Genomic DNA, 20,307 nt, shown 5'->3' with positions numbered 1-20,307 from the left:
TTAAATCGTCTGTTTGAAAGCGGACAATATATCATCTAAATCACCTACGACCTTTTCGAAAACATCAATTTTTTTGTAAAGTAGTTGCAATATATCTATCTCAATCGTGTTATCAATAGCTAAATTGTAAATATGAACATCATGTTCTTGCCCTAGCCGGTGCACACGCCCAATACGTTGTTCCAATTTCATTGGATTCCATGGTAGATCATAATTTATCACATGGTGACAAAACTGGAGGTTTATCCCCTCTCCACCTGATTCCGTTGCTATTAATACTTGCGCGTGTTCCTTGAATAAATGCTTCATATAATCTCGTTTATTTTTATTGAATTTCCCATTAAAAAGCACGCTTGTAATACCTTTTGTGTGTAAAAACCACTGCAAGTATGCTTGACTTGCTTTATATTCCGTAAAAATAATTACTTTATCCTGAGCTTTAGATACTATCTCAAATGCTTTCTCTGCTTTTGAGTTTATATCTAATGCCATTAACTTTTGCATAACATTTTCTACAGAATTATTTTCCTCTAAACTTGTACAATTTTGCCGCATTTTATTTAATGTAAGGAATGTCGCCTCCTTGCTGCTACACATTTCCTTCTGTAGTGTAATCATCGAAAAAGCTCCTGAAAAAACAGGAGAAATATTCTTTAAGTCTAAAATTAGTTCATACACTTCTTTTTCTTCCGCTGTAAACTGTATGGGAATAATATTCACTTGACGATTCGTCCATTCTATCCCCGTGTCTTGTCTTCGGTTTCGGACCATCACTTGGTTTACTAGCTCTTTCAGGTAGTCATCATGCTCTAAATCATGCTTACTTGCAGAGAACGCTGATTGAAACGTCTCATAATTTCCTAGGTGTCCAGGTTTTAATAGTGAAATAAGATTAAATAGTTCAAACACATCATTTTGAACAGGAGTAGCAGTTAACAATAAGCAAAATTTCTTCTTTAAACTTTGCACAAACTCGTAGATTTTAGTTTTGTGGTTTTTTAACTTATGCGCTTCATCAATAATGATCATGTCATAATCCTGTGCAAAGATAAGTTCTCTATGAGGACTTTTTTTGGCGGTATCCATACTCAGAACAACAACTTCACAATGTTCTAAAGGAGTATTTTTCTTATAAGCTACAGCGGGTATATAAAACTTATAATGCAGCTCCTCCACCCATTGATTGATAAGTGAAGCGGGAGCCAATATTAAAGCCTTCTTTACTAGTCCACGAACTAAATACTCTTTCAATATCAAACCAGCTTCTATGGTTTTACCAAGTCCCACCTCATCAGCCAAAATTGCTTTTCCATTCATTCTTTCAATAACTGTTTCTGCAACCTTTAATTGATGTTCAAGTGGCTTTAAATTAGTTAAATACTTCGGAGATTGAAGTCCTGTGAACTCCGTGATTAAGTTATTTTGCGCAATATGATAGCTCATATTATAAAATGTCCAATTATCCCACGGTTCAATACCTTCTAATCGTTTAGTCAAACCCTCTGCCCATTCCGATGACTTTTCTATAATCATTTCCATCACCTCAGAATACTTTTCCTTAGGATGTCCCAAAAATAGAAGTGTATGATTAAGTTTCTAAATAAAGAGAAATTGACTTAACAATCCTTTAGACACGCGATGTTTCTGGAAATCTAATTGAAAAAATAACCTACAAAACCTACTGTTTTAGAAACTAATTTATTTTTTTCATAAAAAACTATTGCCTTTCTAGTTAATAATGCTATATAATATAAAAGTCGCAAATGATTCGGAACTTATCCAATCAATTGTTAATCACGGAGGAATACCCAAGTTCGGCTGAAGGGATCGGTCTTGAAAACCGACAGGCGGGTCATACCGCGCGGGGGTTCGAATCCCTCTTCCTCCTCCATTTTTATTTTCTTGTTGCTAGTTGTAAATTTTTATTGTCGCAGGTGTCCTACTTTTCTTGAGGGCAGTATCATGGTGTTTGTAAGTATATTATTGTCGCGGGGTGGAGCAGTGGTAGCTCGTCGGGCTCATAACCCGAAGGTCGCAGGTTCAAATCCTGTCCCCGCAACCAAATGGTCCCGTGGTGTAGCGGTTAACATGCCTGCCTGTCACGCAGGAGATCGCCGGTTCGATCCCGGTCGGGACCGCCATTTTTTTATTTTGAGATTTTGAGATTGGTGATAAGCAAGAAGGTCTAGGAAGCGATTGAGTGATGGAAGGAGCGTACTAAAGTACGTGACTAACTGAACGAATGAAGCTGACAAAGAGATTCGCAGCTTAGCACAATCGAAGTTGGCTCAGTAGCTCAGTCGGTAGAGCAAAGGACTGAAAATCCTTGTGTCGGCGGTTCGATTCCGTCCTGAGCCACCATATTATGCGGGTGTAGTTTAGTGGTAAAACCTCAGCCTTCCAAGCTGATGATGAGAGTTCGATTCTCTTCACCCGCTTCTTAATTGCAGAAGACCTATTGATCATTTGATCAATAGGTCTTCTTTTATTATTTATTTCTATTTTCTGCTTCATCTAATATTTCTTTTCGGAAACCTTCGATACTTTCTTTTCGACGCTCATTCTTCTCCCGGATGGCTTCCTGATTATTTCCAATGGTGTGTTCCATTGTCTCTTCGGCAGCCTCCATATTTTCAATTGTATTCTTCACCATTTTTTTCAGTTTTTTCGCATTATCTGATCGGTCATCTGGGTTAGGTTTATTGGTATTAGTCACTTCAATTCCTCCTTGTTATTTCACACATAATTTATCGTCTCCTATATTTCTAAAATTATTCAGAGGTAGGTAAATCATAGGTAGTTTTGTTAAAAATCAAAAAAAGCTTGGAGGAGCACTTCCAGGCTTTTTCCTATCCTTCGTTAAATGCATGGGGAACAAAGTACATATGCAGTTAAATATCGCTAAAGGCTTCAGGAGTTGGAGATATTGACTTTAAATGAGCTCCTGGAATTTATGTGCACGGTCATCAAGAGCCTCAGCAGACGAAGAAATTTCAGCAAAATCTTGTATAGCTAAATGAATTTGCTGATGCGTTTTTTCTACGTTATCAGATACACGTGTGATATTCTCAGTCACTTGTTCGATTTCTCGTACAATCCCTTCAATATTTTCTTTTACTTCTGAAATAGATTGCTCCACTTGAACGGAGAGTTTTCTTACTTCCTTTGCTACTACTTCAAACCCTCGGCCAAATTCCCCTGCTCTTGCAGCTTCAATAGCAGCATTCAACGCCAATAGATTAGTTTGCGAAGCAATTTGTCGAATCGTCTTAACAATTCCTTTTATTGAATCAGTCTGGTTATGTAATCCTACCAAGTTATCTAGATTCCCTTGAGAATCCGCCGCAATTCGCTTGATCGTATCTCCTAATTCTTCACTTCTTGTTATACCAACTTCCGAGCGATTGAATAACTCCGCTGACATTTGTTTCAAGTCATCTGCAACTTGTACAATTGAATTTTGTCGGTTAGTAATATCGGTTGCTATTTTTAAAACTCCAATGACTTTTCTTCTAGTTCCTTCTGCAAAGACAGGCATATAAGTAGCTTCTAACCAAACACGATTTCCTGAAGCATCCATTCTCTCCACTTTGTCCTGAAAACTTTTTCCGGATAACAGATTCCTCCAAAACTTTTCGTAATCGGTGCTCTTCGCAAAAGCTGGAAAACAAAACTCTTCATGACTCTTCTCATACAGTTCTTCTATTGTATAATCTAAGGTTTGCGCAAACAGATCATTGACATATGCAACCTTCCTATTCATATCAAACCTAATAATAGCTAGATTATTTTTAATCGCATTCATTACAAGCTCGTCCGTCACATTATTATTTACTGTTATCATATTCGTCTATGCCCCATCCCATTTACTTTATCTATTTCTATCAACACTTGTAGAATATTCTTTGTTTATCAGTTATTAACGATTTCAATACAATCCGTTCATCCACAAAAAGTTTTCCTCATTCTAAAGGAGCAAGAATTTTATCTTACAGTCTATAATTTGCTCTTTTATAGAACTTAGGAATCACGTCATGGCCTAGTTACTATTTAACATAAAAAAACAATAAATGTCAAAGTTTATTTAAAACAATTATACAAACATTATACAAACTTATTAGTAGATGTTTAATTCATACCAACAGCTAAATGATGAAAAGCCTTGATGTGCTTTACTCGCTCTTGAAGAAAAGGTCCTTCAAATGACAATTTGATCTTACAGAATATCCAATATTTCCTTTAATCTTCGTAGAACTTTCATTAAGGATTTCTAATGTTCTTTCATTTGTCGCATACCTCTCTAAAATTTTACTCCACTAACTTTTCTTATAATGAATGGAATAATCTTGTCCATTTAGGACAAGATAAATAGGAATAAAAGAAGAAGGGCGGTAATGACTATTACTACAGAATGGTTTGACAGAGTAACAGAGGAGCTACAGGATCACTTAAATTCGATTTGTGAGGAGTATGACCAAATTGGGCATATGAATATTAATCGTGCTTCTAAGCATCCAAGAATTGAATTTTTTGTTAGTACTGAAGATGAGGATCGAGATTATTTTTGTACCATTCTGTTTGATCCATATAACGAAGAGTTCTATGTAGAAAGCTTCGATGTCGAACTTCTTCAACCTACCAGAATTATATTGCACGATATTACGGATATTATAGAAGCTGTTCATGAAAGCTTTCACGAGTTTCTTACACACGATAGTGATAGTGAGTTAGTTTATTTGGATGATGATAGTGATGACGAGGATGATGAAATTACTATTGAGGAAATCGATGTAGAATGGGAAACTCCTGAGGTTACCGCTTTTCTAATTGAAGATAACGTTGAAGTTACCTATCAGTTCGGGGTAGATAACGCTAATGGCGATGGTGTTCTTCGAAGAGTAAATAGGCTTTGGACAGACGATGACGTCCTTGAGGACGAAAGCACCTTCACTTTTAAGAAGGACGAAGCCAGTACTATTATAGCTATGATTGCTAGTCATATGGATAGAATGGTCGGATACGATGAAATTATAGATTTATGATTTTTACCCTTAAATGGTCAAGTTGCCATTTGAGGGTTTTTATTATGCTTAAAGACATTAACAAAAGGGGATATTCTGATAAAATGAAAGTAAACAGAAATGAAATGGAGAACATACCTTGAAAACCTTCAAAAAAATGTATATTGAAATTACGAGTGTTTGTAATCTTGCTTGTAGTTTCTGTCCACCGACAAGTAGAGCAAAGAATATCCTTAAACTAGATGCATTTAATAAAACATTAGATCAGATACGACCACATACAAAATATATTTACCTTCATGTTAAAGGAGAGCCACTTTTACATCCAAGAGTCGATCAGTTATTAGAAGCTAGCCATGCCAAGGGATTTAGAGTTAATATTACAACCAATGGTACGCTTATCAATAAAAATCGACATAAACTATTAGGTAAACCAGCACTTCGTCAAATCAATTTCTCTTTACATAGTTTCGATGGTCATGAGGGATCCGAAAATCGAGAAAAATATTTAGGTGATATTCTAGATTTTGTTCGAGAAGCCAAGGAACATAATATCATTATTTCCTTCCGATTATGGAACTTACAGAGAGAACAGGTTTCAGAAATTGCACAACGTAGAAATCGCGAAACGTTGGAAATACTTGAGAAAGAATATAACTTAGACTATAAAATTGAAGAAAAAGTTCAACCCGGCAAAGGCATCAAAATTGCACATAATATATATTTGAACCAGGATCATGAGTTTCAATGGCCAAGTTTACTTGCACCGGAGGATGATGGAAAAGGATTCTGCCACGCTCTTCGAAACCAAGCGGCTATTCTTGTAGATGGAACCGTTGTACCATGCTGTCTAGATGGTGAAGGTGTGATTGACTTAGGTAATATTCATAACAATTCTTTCTCTGATATTATTGAGAGTGAACGAGCAAATAATTTGTATGATGGATTTACTAGAAGAGAAGCAGTTGAAGAAATGTGCAGAAAGTGTGGATATAGACAGAGATTTGGTGTTTGATGCACTTATTGTTGGATACAAAGGAATCCGAATGGTAATATTATATTTTTAGAGAGGAGAGATATATACATGGAATTTCTAACACTTAGTAATGGATTGAAAATCCCTCAAATTGGTTTTGGTGTTTGGCAAGTTGATAACGAAACAGAAGCTCCAGCTGCTGTAGAAGAGGCTCTTCGCGTCGGCTATCGTCATATTGATACTGCAGCTATTTACGGTAACGAAGAAGGAGTGGCAAAAGGAATTGCTGCTTCTGGTGTTGCTCGTGAAGATATCTTCCTAACTTCAAAAATTTGGAACGATGACGTTCGTGCAGGCCGTACAAAAGAAGCATTTCAAGAGTCCCTTAACCGTTTAAACACGGACTATCTAGATCTATGCTTAATCCATTGGCCAGTTGACGGTATTGTAGAAGCTTGGCGTGCGCTGGTTGAGCTCTACAATAAAGGAAAAATAAAGTCAATTGGTGTGTCTAACTTCAAAGAACATCACTTGGAGAAATTAGAGGCAGCTGGATTGATGACGCCTATGATCAATCAAATCGAGCTACACCCCCAATTACCACAGCAGAACTTTGTGAATTATTTATCCGACAAAGGTATTCATGTAGAAGCTTGGAGTCCCCTTATGCAAGGGAAATTCTTAGATTTTGATTTATTCCACCAGTTGGCTGAAAAATATGGGAAGTCTCCATCACAAATTGTGCTTCGTTGGCACTTACAATTAGGACGAGTTGCTTTACCAAAATCGATTACTCCTAGTCGTATTCAAGAAAACTTTAATGTCTTTGACTTCAAATTATCGTCTGAAGATATGGACGCAATTGCTAAACTAGCTACAAATGTTCGTATGGGTCCTGACCCAGACGAAATTCAATTCTAATAAAAAAAGCCGGAAGAAGTGTCTTAAACTTCTCTCGGCTTTTTTCATGTATTATTCTTCTGCTATAACTCCGAAAGAATAAATTGTTGTAGTCTTGTACTCATCCCCTGCTCGTAGAATAGACGAAAGGAAATGAGGATGATGAATTGAATCAGGTGGCCCTTGCGTTTCCAGGCATAAACCTAAATAATCTCTTAGCTCTTCGCCTCTCATAGTTTCCGTATTGCCCATGTTATTTCCTGTATAGAAAACGACTGCAGACTCTGTAGTTTCTACTACTAGTTTACGACCACTTTCTGCTTCTGTTAATAACATTGCATTAAGTTCGTTTTCAGTAAATAAAAATGGATGGTCGTAACCGTTTCCGACTAATACATTTTGTGGATGAACAGAGGCCACTCCATCCATTATTTTACGGCCTTCTCTAAAATCAAATACAGAGTTCTCAACCGGTATTATATTTCCGGTTGGAAGAAACTCCTCATTTAACTCTAAATACAAAGGACTATCCATCGTTAGTGCATGGCCTAATACATCCCTTTTCAAATTCCCACTAAGATTAAAATATGAGTGATTCGTTACATTTACTAATGTGTCTTTATCAGAAATACCAGTGTATGTAATTAATAGCGTGTCTTCCTCGTGTAAAATGGTGTAATTTACTTTCATTTCTAGATTACCAGGGTATCCTTCTTCCCCATCTGCGCTTAAATAGGTAAACTCAATTGTAGTATCTTGGTCTCCTTCCAGCACAGTAGCATTCCATATTGTATGACTAAATCCATTGAGACCTCCATGTATATGATTATTTTTATCGTTTTTTTGGAGATTGTAGATATCCTCTCCTATACAAAAAGAGTCTCCACGGATGCGACCAGCAACTCGACCTACAACTGCTCCTAAGTACTTTGGATTATGATCGTATTCCTCTAACGTATCATATCCGAGAACAACATTTTCATATTGTCCTGTTCTATCAGAAGCTAAAACTTTTGTAATTACACATCCATAATTCATACAGGATACTTCAAAACCATTATTATTTCTAACTGTAAATAAAGTAACCGGTAGTCCATTTATATACCCAAATAGCTTTTCTTGCACTGACACTTAGCAACCCAATCCTTTCTTATTATTACTTCATCTCTATAAGTTCTCCGGTTTGTATAGAATGATAACACGCTTCTATCACTCGCATATTATTAATAGTAGAAACTCCTGTAATTTCTGGATTACTATTCATTTGTATTACTTCCGAAAAGTGCTCCACTTCTAGCCGGTATAGATCTCCGTATATATTCTCTTCACGCATTATGTCTGCCACTTGTGTTATTACCTTCCCTACTCCACCGTTATTATCTGGTCTAAAGGCAAAAGGCACTTTGATCGTTCCTTTTGTACCTATTACTTCATATTCATTTCTTCCAGTCATATCAAAACTGCAGTCAAATATGGCACGTACTCCCCCGCCCATGTTCAAATATCCAAAGGTACTCAAATCTATACCTGTTTCAGGGTCAAGGTCCGCAAAGCATTGCACAGAAACTGGTTCGGCATCTAACAAATAACGAATGGCATGAATGCTATAACAACCCACATCATAAAGAGAGCCTCCCCCCTTTGCTTTGTCCATTCTAAATTTATCTACACGGGATTGTAAGTGAAAGGAGTGACTCGATTTTATAAGCTTTATGTCCCCAATATCACCCGATGCTATTATTTCTTTTACGCGCTGATGCTGTGGATGTAGCTGGTACATGAAGGCTTCCATAAACTTTACATTGCTCTCTCGACATACTTCCACCATTTCTTCTGCTTCTTGGGCTGTTAAAGCTACTGGCTTTTCGCATAGTATATGCTTACCTTGCTTAGCTGCTTTAAATACCCATTCCTTATGTAAATGATTAGGAAGCGGGATGTAAACAGCTTCAATATCGGAATCGTTAAGAAGCTCTTCATAGCTTTCATAAGCTTTAGGGATACCTAGCTTAGAAGCTACTGGATGCACTTGACTTCCCCTACTCGAGATAGCTATTAACTCCGCATTATCTGCTCGGCCAATTGCCGGTATTAGTTGTTGCTGCGCAATATTTGCCGTACTTAATACTCCCCATCTAATGTTCTCCATTCAGTCATCTCCCTTTACCTTCAGACTCCAATTATTAACAAAAGTAATACTAGTAAACTCCTTTAATTTCACTATGGACTTCTTGCATATAAAACTTTGCTAGTTTTTGCATTTCCTCTCCTGTATAAGCACTAACATTAACTGCCTGTAGGTTATCCTTTACTTGAGCAACTGTTTTAAAACCAGGTATGACACATGAAATTTCTTCATGCTCCAGTATCCACTTTAATGCAGCTCGAGTCATATTTTCTCTACCTTCCGCAATCCATTCTAGTTTACCCGCTAACTCCACACCCTTTTCTAACCCTAATCCTGCAAAAGTTTCACCCACATTAAACGCAGCTCCATCTTGGTTAAAGTTACGATGGTCATCCGATCCAAATTTAGTACCTATATTAAATTTTCCAGTTAGTAGTCCACTTGCAAGCGGAACACGCGCAAGGATTCCGACACCCTTTTCCTTAGCCTTTGGAAATAATTGATCCAATGGTTTTTGGCGGAAAATGTTGAATATTACTTGTAGGCTATCAACATTTGGTTGTTCTAAGCATAGTAGCCCTTCTTCAACCGTCTCCACACTAACACCATAATAACGAATTTTACCTTGTTTCTTTAAGTGATCCAGCACTTCAAATACTTGACCATCTTTTAAAATTTCTAGAGGTGGACAATGAATTTGCAACAAATCAATTTGATCTCTACCAAGACGTCTTAAGCTATCATCACAGTACTTCGTAACACTTTCCATGGAATATGTTTTAGGATCATAAACATCACCCGCTCTGCAAAATTTCGTAGCTATATGAATCTCTCCATGTTTTCCTTTCGTTGCTTTGGCTAAAAGCTCCTCACTATGACCATCCCCATATACATCGGCTGTATCAAAAAAGTTAACCCCGTTGCCAATTGCATAATCTAATGCTTTTAAAGACTCCTCGTCATTTGTTTTTCCCCATGCTCCACCTATTGCCCAAGTTCCAAAGCTAAGCTCACTTACCTTTAAATCTGTGCTACCAATTTGACGATAATTCATTTCGCCACTCCTCTCCCTTTGTAAATAAGAGCCTCAACTAGGTAGTTGAGACTCGTTATAACACTTACTTGCGGAATTCCAAAAGTGCTTTATTTAAAACTTTTGTTTGACCATAAACCTGTTGATAAATAAGAAATAACTTTTTATATTTTTCCACATTTACGGGAATAGGATTAAACTGTTTATCTTCATTTAAAAAGTTAGCTGCACAATCTTTTAATGAATTAAACCACCCACAGCCATAAGCTGCTAGCATCGCTGCTCCCATTCCTGGTCCCTGTTCGCTAGTTAGTCGGACAATTTTCGCATCGAAAATATCTGCTTGCATTTGAAGCCAATCATCATTTTGAGCTCCACCACCAATTGATACAATAGTATCTATCAACTTCCCGTTTTTCCGAAAGATTTCAATAGATTCATGTAAAGAGAATGTTATTCCTTCTAAAACAGAACGAACAAAATCCTTGCGCTGATGCGAACTATCTATTCCTATGAAACTAGCACGAATTATTGCATCTGCATGAGGTGTTCTTTCTCCAACTAAATAAGGGGTAAACAACAATCCATTTGAACCTACCGGAACAGTATTTACCTCGGACAATAATTGTTGGAAAGATTCTTCACTTGCGAAAACCTCTTTAAACCACGTCAAGCTATGACCCGCAGAAAGCGTTACACCCATTGTATAAAAAGCATCCGAGACCCCGTGATTAAAATAATGAACCTTCCCATTAAAATTCTTATCTGGGGTTGCCTCATAAGATAATACAACACCCGATGTCCCTATGCTACAAAGCGTTTTTCCATCCTCTAAAATTCCAGAGCCAATTGCACCACAAGCATTATCCGCACCACCTGCAAACACTCGAGTTGTAGCTGATAAACCAGTTGCTTGTGCAATATCTAAAGAAATAGTACCAACTTCGTCATGGGAATCTAACAATGGCGGACAAATACTTGGGTTGATATCCAATAAAGCACATATAGTTGTGCTCCATTCTTTTCTACCAACATCTAATAAAAGAGTTCCCGCAGCATCCGAATAATCTATATGAAGCTGACCTGTTAATCTGTACCGCAAATAATCCTTTGGAAGTACAAAAGTCTTTACCTGCTCAAATACTTGCGGCTCATGTTCTTTCACCCATAATATCTTGGGTAACGTAAAACCTTCCAAAGCAGGGTTTTTTGTTATTTGAAGCAGTTTATCTTCACCAATTACATTATAGATTTGCTGACACTGAGCTGTAGTGCGTGTATCATTCCAAAGAATTGCAGGACGTAATACCTCATTTTGTTCATCTAACAGAACAAGACCGTGCATTTGTCCCGAAAAACTCATCCCTTCAATATTCGCTATATCGCTTGGAAAATCCTTTAATAACTCTTTTAAACCTACTATTGTTTGTTCCACCCAGTGCTCGGGATTTTGTTCGCTATAACCCGTTTTTTCCTGTATTAAAGGATAGGGTTTCGATACACTTTGAATGACTTCCCCACTAGTATCGACTAGCAATATCTTCACAGCGCTAGTTCCTAAATCTACCCCAATAACATATTTCATCACTTCAGCTCCTACCAAATGCATTCCTATTATTTGTTGAATGACTGCAATAAGTACTGATTGATCGTCGCCTTGATCTGCTCCAAACGGCCAGAAGCCTGTTTAATATCTTGAAGTCCAAAGGCATACGCTTCTAGCTTATGGAAATCAGTATTATTTTCTACAATATCTAATCCAATACCTTCTTTGTACGTCTTGTAGCGATCGTCCACCACATTTTCAAGCACTTTATCATCAATCAAGTTTTGTGCAACTCGTAAACCTACGGCAAAAGCATCCATTCCAGCAATATGTGCGTGGAACAGGTCCTCTGGTTCAAATGATGCTCTTCTAACCTTCGCGTCAAAGTTTAAACCACCTTTGCCTAATCCACCATTTTGTAAAATCTCATACATCGCAAGAGTTGTAGTCCATAAATCTGTTGGGAATTCATCTGTATCCCAGCCAAGAAGTGGATTACCTTGGTTTGCATCCACGGATCCTAACATATTATTAATCCTCGCATAATGCAGTTCGTGTTCAAACGTATGACCAGCAAGTGTAGCGTGGTTTGCTTCGATATTAAATTTAAACGAATTTTCCAGGTCATAGCTTTGTAAAAATGCATGAGCTGTTGCAACATCATAATCATATTGGTGTGTGGAAGGCTCTTTTGGTTTTGGCTCGATTAAGAACTGTGCTTCGAAACCAATTTCTTTCGCATAATCTACAGCCATATGATAGAAACGAGATAAGTTATCCAATTCTAGTTTCATATTTGTATTTAGTAAAGTGTCGTAACCTTCACGTCCACCCCAGAATACATAGTTTAGAGCACCAAGCTCTTTACCAATTTCTAATCCTTTTTTTACTTTAGCCGCCGAGTAGGCAAAAACATCTGCATTACTTGAAGTTGCTGCCCCGTGCACAAAGCGTGGATGCGTAAAGTTATTCGCCGTATTCCAAAGCAATTTAGCTTTACTATTTTTCATATAATCTTTTATCATGCTAACAATTACATCTAAGTTTTGATTACTTTCTTTAAGGTTGCTTCCCTCTGGAGCAATATCAATATCATGGAAACAGAAGAACGGGACATCCATCTTTTCATAAAATTCAAATGAGGCCTCTACTCTTGCTTTTGCTAGATCCAATCCACTAAATTTATCCCAAGGTCGGTTCATACTCCCTGCGCCGAAAGGATCTGATCCATCCATCGTAAACGTATGCCAATAGGAAACGGCATATCTCAAAATCTCTTCCATCGTTTTACCGCCAATTTTTTCTTGTGGATTATAAAATTTAAACGCATAAGGATTTTTGGAAGCTGCACCTTCAAATTTAATTTTCTCGACATTTTGGAAATAGACCATTATTTTGACCTCCTGAATTTTATCTCTACAAATTGGCCAATGGCTTTTGCATGAGATTTAACTGTTTAATTTGTTTGTTAATTAACCGAACAAAGTTGTATTATCATAATTAAAAAGTGTATGCTATTAATAATTCTCCAATTCTTTCAAATAAATTGAAAACAAAGGATGGTTCTTCATGAATGCAATAAGTAGTTTTATATATAATGCACTTGAATGGATTACAAGACTTGCCTATTTAAATTTGCTATGGGTCTTCTTTACATTGCTGGGTGGAGTAATCTTCGGATTTTTCCCCTCTACTACTTCAATGTTCGCCATAGTGAGAGAATGGTTGAAAGGTGAAACAGAAATACCATTGTTTAGTACCTTTTGGAAACATTTTAAAGAGGAATTCATGAAAAGTAATTTGTTAGGAGTCCTTGTTACGCTCATTATAGTCATTATTGGATTAGATATTATTTACATACAATCTACTAATAGTGATTTGTTAACTTGGACATACTTACCATTATTTGCTTTTATGTTATTATTCATCATGTTCCTGTTTTATTTGTTTCCGTCCTTCGTCCACTTTAATTTAAAATTAGGACCGATTATAAAAAATTCCTTTTTCATTATGCTTATTAATCCAATTACAACTCTATTAATCTTCCTATGCCTGTTGCCATTCTTTTACTTAATAAGCCTACTTCCAGCCATTGGAATTATATTTGGCGGAAGTGTCTACGCTTTTATATCGATGAGGTTTAGCCTACATGCATTTCAGAAAGTGAGCGACAAGCAAGAAGCCTTAAAAGTGAGCAGTGAATTATAGCTTCCCATTGTGGAAGCTATTTTTATTGTCTAACACCATGGCCTAACTTTCCACTTGCCCCAGTCTTCTTAGCCTTTTACCGCACTTGCAGAGATACCTTCCACTACTTTGTTGCTAAAGAAAATGAAAGCAATAATAATTGGTAGAACGCTAATGATTAGAGTTGCCCCTATTGCACCCCAATCGGTCATATATTGACCAATGAAATTTTGGATGCCAACTGTTAATGTTTTATATTTCTCAGAGCTGATAAACGTATTAACAAACACAAACTCATTCCAGTTATAAATCATATTAATCACTACAGTGGTAGCCATTACTGGTGTTGTCATCGGAAGAATTACTTGGAAAAACATTCGATTGACGGAACAACCATCGATAACAGCAGCTTCCTCAATTTCTTTTGGTAGCGTGTAATAGAATCCAAGCAAAATCATCATCGTTATGGGTAAATTATAGGCTGTATATGTAATAACTACTCCGAGCGGATTATCGATTAAATTCACACTTAAAAACATACTGTACAGTGGAATCAATGCTGAATGAATAGGAATCATAAGCCCAATGATGAACAGGCTAAGAACGGCCCCACTTAGTTTCCATCTCATTCGCGTAATTGCAAAAGTAGCCATACTTGCGAAAAGAACGGTTAATACGATCGCTAGCGTGGTAATCCAAACACTATTAAAAAAGTAAATACCTATACCGCCATCCCATACTTTTAAATAGTTTTCCCATCTAAACTCCGAAGGCAATGCGAACGGTGAACCCGCAAATATTTCTCTATTGTCTTTTAAGGAGAAGATGAATAACCATAATAGCGGGACGATTTGAAACAATGCTACAACCAATAGACTAAAATATAGAAAAAAGTAGCCTACACGCTTCATATACAAACCTCCTCTAATATTCTATTCTCTCTTTTGGTGTAGTTAGTTTACGAACGATAAAAGTTACGATTAATGTAATGATTAATAGAAGGAACCCAATCGCACTTCCGTACCCAAAGTTATAGCTTGAAAAGGCTAACTTATACATATAAGACGCCATTACTTCACTTGCACCATTCGGTCCACCAGAAGTCATCACATAGATTAGATCAAAGTATTTTAACGATCCAACTATTGCTAATACGACAGTTACACTTACGACTTCCTTGATCAAAGGCAACTTAATCTTCGTAGCAATTTGGAATGCAGAAGCACCATCGATTCTTGCAGCTTCGATTAATGACTCTGGAATATTCTTTAATGCAGCATAGTAAATCAAAATATAAAAGCCCGCATATTGCCACAAAATTGGAATGAAAATTGCAAATAAAACTAAGGATGGATCCGCTAACCAAGCAGGAGGATTTTCCACTCCTATTTGTTTCAGAAATACATTTAAAATACCATTTGACGGGTTATACACTTTAATCCATAGCTGTGCAATCGCAACGGATGACAGTAACATCGGTATTAAGTATATCTTTCTCAGTAGATCTGATCCTTTTATCTTGGATGCTAATATAAAGGATATTACCAAATAAATACCTAAACTCAGTGTCGAGAATATAGCCAGTAAAAACGAATGATAGGCACTACTCCAAAACTTCATATCCTGAAGCCCATTTATATAATTCTCTAATCCAATGAATGTTTTATCTCCTATTCCATCCCACTCCATTAAGCCATAATAGCCTGATAGAATTAGTGGTATGAATACTAATACTAGAACTAGTAACAGCGCAGGTGAAATATATAATGCTATTAGTAGTTTGTTAGACATTACCTTGTTCATAACATTCAACTCCTTCCTTACCAGGTAGAGAAGGGCTATCCAACTAGGCAGGATAACCCTCTGTTTTTCATTACATTCCTTCAACAGTAAAATTCGAACAAAGTTGATTTTCGCTCCAGGCGGATGCTTTACGTGGGCACGGCTTCAATCAACGAAGTCTACTTTATAATAAATTAATTATGAAATTGACTCGTTCATTTCTATTTTGAAAGAGCTTCCTCATGCGCTTTGGCAAATTCTTCTGGAGTCATTTCTTTTCCAAAAAGAGCCTGAATCGAATCTAAGTGCACTTGTGCGACATCTGGACTCATTTGAACGTCAGCAAATAACGTAATATTACTTGCTTCATTTAATTCATTTAAAATATCAATATACATTTCTGGAAGATCTAAAGAATCAGCATCCACTTTAGTAGCAGGTATTACGCCGGCTTGAGTAACCGCTTTTTCACCCCACTGTTTCACAAAGTATGCAGCAAAATCTTTCGCTTCTTCTTTTACTTTAGAATTCTCTGCTACGAATAGTCCAACTCCAGGACCTCCAACAAAGCTATTCATATCGCCGTTTCCATCAACCGTTGGGAATTTTAAGTATTCTACAGAATCTCTAAATTCCTGTGGTACAGTTTCGTTTGTTGTGTAGTTCGGTAAATCCCAAGTTGCGATTAAATACATCGGCACTTGCTCACTCATGAACATACTCTTTGCTTCTTCATCCGCTAGTCCATTAAATCCGTTTACAAAAGCACCCATATCAACAAGGTCTTGAACCTTTTGCGCTGCCTCTACTAATGCAGGGTCTTCAAATGTTCCTGAGCGATCGATTGCCTTATTTAGAACATCCGCTCCACCCAAACGGTCTGCTAAATACATATACCAAAGTGATCCCGTCCAAGCATCTTTGTTTCCTAAAGCGATCGGATCAATTCCATCTTCTTTAAAAGCTTTTACAACACTTTCTAATTCTTCAAAAGTCTTTGGTGCTTCTAAACCTTGTTCATCAAACATTGCTTTATTATAGTAAAGTGTCACAATGTTAAGCTCTAATGGTAAACCGTATGTCTTACCATCTAGTGCATAAGCTTCTGCAGTTCCTGATACAAAGCTATCACTAAGTTCTTCTTCAATAACATCGTCTAATGGAGCGAACATGTTACCACCAACATAAGGCTCTAAAAACCCTGCTGCCCAAGTCATACCTACATCTGGAAGTTCTTTAGATGTTGATAAAACTCTTAGTTTGTCTTTATATTGTTCATTACTCAACACTTCCAAATCTACTTTAACTCCATCATGTTCTTTTTCGTAATCAGCAATAATTTCATTTACAACATCATAATGCTGTTTGGAGCTTCCTTCTGGCCATAAATGCATAAACTTAATTTCTTTGTCACCGCTTGAACTTGATGACGAGTCACCTGAATCTGAACACCCTGCCAATAAAAAAAATACAGAAGCAAATAGTAGAATTTTAATCATTTTGTTGATTTTCATTCTTATTTCCCCCACCCCAATTATTTTACAACAATATTCTGAATATTGTATGCGTTTTCATTGTAGCAAACAAAACTAAGTTAGTCTAGTGGATGAACAAAGTTTTTTTATTCATGTTTTATATGTTAGAATGATGAAAAAGAGAGAAAGAGCTGAAGAAGGATGAAAATGAGTACCCATCAAACATGGAATCACCATGTTGTAAAAAAAGGCAATAAATCATTAGTTCTCGATAAAATAAAATACAACTCCCCTATCTCCCGAGCTTCAGTTGCAAGCCAAGTCGGATTAAACAAAGGAACTGTCTCCTCTTTAGTAAATGATTTACTAGAGGAACATCTCATCTATGAATCTGGACCGGGTGAATCTAGTGGAGGAAGAAGACCAGTTATGTTGCTGTTCAATGAAAAAGCTGGCTACTCCATTGGAATAGATCTAGGCGTAAACTATTTACTCGGAGTACTAACAGACCTTAACGGAAATATTCACACTGAGAAGCAAATAACATTTAAAAATTTAAATTATGAAGAGATTGAGATTAAGTTATTTGAGACAATAGAATATCTTCTGAAGTCCACTCCTGAATCTCCACATGGTGTAATAGGAATTGGTGTTGGAGTACCCGGTATTGTCGATAAGGATGATAATATTCTGTTAGCACCGAACCTAAACTGGAGAAATATAAACCTAAAAGAAGTTCTGGAAGAAAGGTATAATATTCCAATAATTATAGAAAACGAAGCTAATGCTGGTGCATATGGCGAAAAAAACTTTGGTGCAGGAAAAGATTTTGAAAATGTTATTTACGTGAGTGCAGGTATTGGTATTGGTGTTGGATTGATACTTAATGACTCTCTTTATAAAGGTTCTAATGGATTTTCTGGAGAACTAGGTCATATGACGATACAAGCAGGAGGCGCTAAATGTCGCTGTGGAAACGAAGGTTGTTGGGAGTTATATGCGTCAGAGCAAGCGCTTGTTAGACAGGCTGAAAAGCTAGATATCCCTTCGGATATGCAAGATTTAGAAGGTCTTGTGACACTCGCAGAGAGTGGAAATGATGAAATCATTGCGTTATTTGAACAAACTGGGGACTATTTAGGCATCGGGATTAATAACATCATAAATATATTTAATCCGCAACAAGTTATTATCGGTAATAGATTAGCTTACTCTGAAAAATGGTTAAAGGATTCGTTAAACAAAAGAATTTCAAATCAAGCTCTTTGGTTCCAACAAAATGATCTTCAAATCGATTTTTCCGAATTATCAACAAGGTCTACAGCATTAGGTGTTGCTGCTTTTTCCATCGAAAACTTTTTGTCCGTCAGTATACAGCAAGATACTGCAATGGAATAGAATATAGGAAATTACCTAAAAATTATAACTTGCCATTTTATTTAATCTAGTGTTATATGTATTAACATATTGAAAAAAATTCTATTTTAGGAATTATTAGGAGCATTAATAATACTGTGAAATCTATTATTTAGCTTGTATTGTTAGCAACTATATAACTTAAAATGGGGAAAAACTAGATGCAAAGGATGATGACAATTGACGATTATACGAAATCCAATATTACCTGGCTTTAACCCCGATCCGAGTATTTGCAGAGTTGGGGAAGACTATTATATTGCCGTTTCCACTTTTGAATGGTTCCCCGGTGTTGGTATTTATCATTCCAAGGATTTAAAAAACTGGCGGTTAGTTTCTCGCCCACTTAATCGTATTAGTCAATTGAACATGATGGGAAATCCTAACTCAGGTGGGGTTTGGGCACCTGCCTTGTCCTACAGTGATGGACAGTTTTGGTTAATATTCACCGATGTAAAGGTTACTGAGGGGCAGTGGAAGGATTGTCATAATTACCTAGTAACCTGCGATACCATTGATGGGGAATGGTCAGAGCCTATCTATTTAAACAGCTCTGGTTTTGACCCATCCTTGTATCATGATGAATCGGGTAAGAAGTACTTAGTGAATATGAAGTGGGATCATCGTCTCCACCATCATAATTTTTATGGTATTGCACTTCAGGAATATGATGTGGAACAGCAGAAATTAGTTGGGGACTCTACTATTATCTTTAAAGGTACAGATATTAAATTAGTGGAAGCTCCTCATCTATATAAAATAAATGACTATTACTATTTGCTAACTGCTGAAGGTGGCACAAAATACGACCACGCTGCTACTATTGCACGCTCCAGAAACTTAGAGGGTCCTTACGAGGTACATCCGGATAATCCGTTAATCACGTCTTTTCCCTATCCGAGAAACCCTTTACAAAAGGCAGGTCATGCTTCTATCGTCCAAACACATACAAATGAATGGTTTTTAGTTCATTTAACTGGTCGTCCACTACCTAAAGACAACCAAGCGTTATTGGATCCACGAGGATATTGTCCACTTGGACGAGAGACTGCTATCCAAAGAGTCGAATGGGAAAATGACTGGCCATATGTTGTAAACGGGAATGGCCCATCACTTGAAATCGAAGGACCTTCTATGGAGGAAGTTGTTTGGGAAAAGGAGTTTGAAGAGAAGGATGATTTTAATGAAGAACGATTAAACAATCATTTCCAATCATTGCGTATACCTCTTGGTGAACAGATTGTTTCGCTAAAAGACAAGCCTGGTCATTTACGACTATATGGGAAAGAATCTCTTACTTCTAAATTTACTCAAGCATTTATAGCAAGACGTTGGCAGCATTTCAACTTTACTGCAGAAACAAAAGTAGCTTTTAATCCAAATACATTTCAGCAATCTGCTGGCCTGGTCAACTATTATAATACCGAAAACTGGACGGCACTTCAGATTTCCTGGCATGAGGAAAAAGGAAAAATTCTTGAGTTAAGCACATGTGATAACTTCACCTTCGACCAACCAATTAAAGGAAATGAAATTGTAATTCCAGCTGAGCAGGAATATGTTTATCTTAGAGTAGATGTCCAAACATCTATTTATGAATATTCCTATTCATTTGATGGTGAAAATTGGACACTAATTCCTATTAAACTCGCATCACATAAATTATCAGATGATTATATTCAAGGCGGTGGTTTCTTCACGGGGGCATTCGTCGGCATGCAATGTCAGGATACTTCTGGTCAAAGTATCCCTGCTGATTTTGATTACTTTATATATAAAGAATCAGAATAACTATATTTATTCTTATCGTAAAAATTGTATTTTCCCTGTATTTCAAACCATA

17 protein-coding genes and 5 tRNA genes are annotated in these 20,307 nt (G+C 36.8%); 11 read left to right on the top strand and 11 right to left on the bottom strand.

What is annotated here, in order from left to right:
- Nucleotides 1–1,539 carry a DEAD/DEAH box helicase gene (locus MHI47_RS01800; RefSeq protein ID WP_445678307.1) on the bottom strand — a complete coding sequence of 513 codons (1,539 nt, stop codon included), beginning with the start codon at nt 1,537–1,539 and terminating at the stop codon, nt 1–3.
- A gap of 259 nt (nt 1,540–1,798) precedes the next feature.
- On the opposite strand from MHI47_RS01800, the gene MHI47_RS01795 reads away from it, so the two are divergent.
- The 5 genes from MHI47_RS01795 (at nt 1,799) to MHI47_RS01775 (ending at nt 2,438) form a co-directional block, all read left to right on the top strand.
- A tRNA-Ser gene (locus MHI47_RS01795) sits at nt 1,799–1,891 on the top strand.
- A 96-nt stretch (nt 1,892–1,987) separates the two neighbouring features.
- Nucleotides 1,988–2,062 (top strand) — tRNA-Met (locus MHI47_RS01790).
- Nucleotides 2,063–2,065: 3 nt separating this feature from the next.
- Nucleotides 2,066–2,141 (top strand) — tRNA-Asp (locus tag MHI47_RS01785).
- A gap of 144 nt (nt 2,142–2,285) precedes the next feature.
- Nucleotides 2,286–2,361: transfer RNA gene (locus MHI47_RS01780), tRNA-Phe, on the top strand.
- A 6-nt stretch (nt 2,362–2,367) separates the two neighbouring features.
- A tRNA-Gly gene (locus tag MHI47_RS01775) sits at nt 2,368–2,438 on the top strand.
- 50 nt (nt 2,439–2,488) lie between these two features.
- On the opposite strand, the gene tlp is transcribed toward MHI47_RS01775, so the two are convergent.
- Nucleotides 2,489–2,716 (bottom strand): small acid-soluble spore protein Tlp, encoded by a 228-nt coding sequence (gene tlp, locus MHI47_RS01770; RefSeq protein ID WP_093536222.1) that lies wholly within the window; start codon nt 2,714–2,716, stop codon nt 2,489–2,491.
- 216 nt (nt 2,717–2,932) lie between these two features.
- On the bottom strand, nt 2,933–3,844 hold the full coding sequence (locus MHI47_RS01765) for a methyl-accepting chemotaxis protein (protein ID WP_093536224.1): 912 nt from the start codon (nt 3,842–3,844) through the stop codon (nt 2,933–2,935).
- Nucleotides 3,845–4,400: 556 nt separating this feature from the next.
- On the opposite strand from MHI47_RS01765, the gene MHI47_RS01760 reads away from it, so the two are divergent.
- The 3 genes from MHI47_RS01760 to MHI47_RS01750 all read left to right on the top strand — a co-directional run bounded on the left by MHI47_RS01760 (nt 4,401) and on the right by MHI47_RS01750 (nt 6,918).
- Nucleotides 4,401–5,042, top strand: a complete 642-nt coding sequence (locus MHI47_RS01760; protein ID WP_093536730.1) for a hypothetical protein — start codon at nt 4,401–4,403, stop codon at nt 5,040–5,042.
- Nucleotides 5,043–5,160: 118 nt separating this feature from the next.
- Nucleotides 5,161–6,036: a radical SAM/SPASM domain-containing protein gene (locus MHI47_RS01755; protein WP_093536226.1), complete on the top strand. Its 876-nt coding sequence runs from the start codon at nt 5,161–5,163 to the stop codon at nt 6,034–6,036.
- A 69-nt stretch (nt 6,037–6,105) separates the two neighbouring features.
- Nucleotides 6,106–6,918, top strand: a complete 813-nt coding sequence (locus MHI47_RS01750) for an aldo/keto reductase (protein ID WP_340829199.1) — start codon at nt 6,106–6,108, stop codon at nt 6,916–6,918.
- A gap of 51 nt (nt 6,919–6,969) precedes the next feature.
- Here MHI47_RS01750 and MHI47_RS01745 read toward each other — a convergent pair whose 3' ends face one another.
- From MHI47_RS01745 to xylA, 5 genes are all read right to left on the bottom strand, one after another.
- Nucleotides 6,970–8,028 carry an aldose epimerase family protein gene (locus tag MHI47_RS01745; RefSeq protein ID WP_340829197.1) on the bottom strand — a complete coding sequence of 353 codons (1,059 nt, stop codon included), beginning with the start codon at nt 8,026–8,028 and terminating at the stop codon, nt 6,970–6,972.
- Between the two features lie 25 nt (nt 8,029–8,053).
- Nucleotides 8,054–9,046: a Gfo/Idh/MocA family protein gene (locus MHI47_RS01740; RefSeq protein WP_340829196.1), complete on the bottom strand. Its 993-nt coding sequence runs from the start codon at nt 9,044–9,046 to the stop codon at nt 8,054–8,056.
- A 49-nt stretch (nt 9,047–9,095) separates the two neighbouring features.
- Nucleotides 9,096–10,079, bottom strand: a complete 984-nt coding sequence (locus tag MHI47_RS01735) for an aldo/keto reductase (RefSeq protein ID WP_340829192.1) — start codon at nt 10,077–10,079, stop codon at nt 9,096–9,098.
- Nucleotides 10,080–10,143: 64 nt separating this feature from the next.
- Entirely contained in the window at nt 10,144–11,643 is a 1,500-nt protein-coding gene (gene xylB / locus MHI47_RS01730) for a xylulokinase (RefSeq protein WP_340829189.1), read from the bottom strand.
- Nucleotides 11,644–11,672: 29 nt separating this feature from the next.
- The gene (gene xylA / locus MHI47_RS01725; protein WP_340829188.1) at nt 11,673–12,995 is read right to left on the bottom strand and encodes a xylose isomerase; all 1,323 of its coding nucleotides are present in this window, start codon (nt 12,993–12,995) and stop codon (nt 11,673–11,675) included.
- A 178-nt stretch (nt 12,996–13,173) separates the two neighbouring features.
- Here xylA and MHI47_RS01720 point away from each other — a divergent pair, with 178 nt between their 5' ends.
- Complete coding sequence (locus MHI47_RS01720) at nt 13,174–13,812, top strand: YesL family protein (protein ID WP_340829186.1); 639 nt, start codon at nt 13,174–13,176, stop codon at nt 13,810–13,812.
- A gap of 68 nt (nt 13,813–13,880) precedes the next feature.
- On the opposite strand, the gene MHI47_RS01715 is transcribed toward MHI47_RS01720, so the two are convergent.
- The 3 genes from MHI47_RS01715 to MHI47_RS01705 all read right to left on the bottom strand — a co-directional run bounded on the left by MHI47_RS01715 (nt 13,881) and on the right by MHI47_RS01705 (nt 17,087).
- Nucleotides 13,881–14,702: a carbohydrate ABC transporter permease gene (locus MHI47_RS01715; RefSeq protein WP_340761278.1), complete on the bottom strand. Its 822-nt coding sequence runs from the start codon at nt 14,700–14,702 to the stop codon at nt 13,881–13,883.
- 13 nt (nt 14,703–14,715) lie between these two features.
- Nucleotides 14,716–15,594 (bottom strand): carbohydrate ABC transporter permease, encoded by an 879-nt coding sequence (locus tag MHI47_RS01710; RefSeq protein ID WP_093536244.1) that lies wholly within the window; start codon nt 15,592–15,594, stop codon nt 14,716–14,718.
- 200 nt (nt 15,595–15,794) lie between these two features.
- Complete coding sequence (locus MHI47_RS01705; RefSeq protein ID WP_340761277.1) at nt 15,795–17,087, bottom strand: extracellular solute-binding protein; 1,293 nt, start codon at nt 17,085–17,087, stop codon at nt 15,795–15,797.
- A 168-nt stretch (nt 17,088–17,255) separates the two neighbouring features.
- Between MHI47_RS01705 and MHI47_RS01700 the strand changes: the two genes are divergently transcribed.
- Complete coding sequence (locus MHI47_RS01700) at nt 17,256–18,446, top strand: ROK family protein (protein WP_340829184.1); 1,191 nt, start codon at nt 17,256–17,258, stop codon at nt 18,444–18,446.
- Nucleotides 18,447–18,644: 198 nt separating this feature from the next.
- Nucleotides 18,645–20,255 carry a glycoside hydrolase family 43 protein gene (locus MHI47_RS01695; protein ID WP_340829181.1) on the top strand — a complete coding sequence of 537 codons (1,611 nt, stop codon included), beginning with the start codon at nt 18,645–18,647 and terminating at the stop codon, nt 20,253–20,255.
- The last annotated feature ends 52 nt before the right edge of the window (nt 20,256–20,307 follow it).

The organism is Psychrobacillus sp. FSL H8-0487, from assembly GCF_038008385.1.
Lineage (GTDB): Bacteria > Bacillota > Bacilli > Bacillales_A > Planococcaceae > Psychrobacillus > Psychrobacillus psychrotolerans.
Note: the sequence above shows the minus strand (reverse complement) of the source record. Positions and strands in the feature narration are given on the sequence as shown.

What these genes read in the sequence shown, in the direction of transcription:
- MHI47_RS01720 (WP_340829186.1), top strand. Translation starts at nt 13,174, where the DNA reads ATGAATGCAATAAGTAGTTTTATATATAATGCACTTGAATGGATTACA.
- MHI47_RS01765 (WP_093536224.1), bottom strand. Translation starts at nt 3,844, where the DNA reads ATGATAACAGTAAATAATAATGTGACGGACGAGCTTGTAATGAATGCG.
- MHI47_RS01750 (WP_340829199.1), top strand. Translation starts at nt 6,106, where the DNA reads ATGGAATTTCTAACACTTAGTAATGGATTGAAAATCCCTCAAATTGGT.
- MHI47_RS01800 (WP_445678307.1), bottom strand. Translation starts at nt 1,539, where the DNA reads ATGGAAATGATTATAGAAAAGTCATCGGAATGGGCAGAGGGTTTGACT.
- MHI47_RS01705 (WP_340761277.1), bottom strand. Translation starts at nt 17,087, where the DNA reads ATGAAAATCAACAAAATGATTAAAATTCTACTATTTGCTTCTGTATTT.
- MHI47_RS01740 (WP_340829196.1), bottom strand. Translation starts at nt 9,046, where the DNA reads ATGGAGAACATTAGATGGGGAGTATTAAGTACGGCAAATATTGCGCAG.
- MHI47_RS01715 (WP_340761278.1), bottom strand. Translation starts at nt 14,702, where the DNA reads ATGAAGCGTGTAGGCTACTTTTTTCTATATTTTAGTCTATTGGTTGTA.
- MHI47_RS01735 (WP_340829192.1), bottom strand. Translation starts at nt 10,079, where the DNA reads ATGAATTATCGTCAAATTGGTAGCACAGATTTAAAGGTAAGTGAGCTT.
- xylB (WP_340829189.1), bottom strand. Translation starts at nt 11,643, where the DNA reads ATGAAATATGTTATTGGGGTAGATTTAGGAACTAGCGCTGTGAAGATA.
- MHI47_RS01700 (WP_340829184.1), top strand. Translation starts at nt 17,256, where the DNA reads ATGAGTACCCATCAAACATGGAATCACCATGTTGTAAAAAAAGGCAAT.
- MHI47_RS01710 (WP_093536244.1), bottom strand. Translation starts at nt 15,594, where the DNA reads ATGAACAAGGTAATGTCTAACAAACTACTAATAGCATTATATATTTCA.
- xylA (WP_340829188.1), bottom strand. Translation starts at nt 12,995, where the DNA reads ATGGTCTATTTCCAAAATGTCGAGAAAATTAAATTTGAAGGTGCAGCT.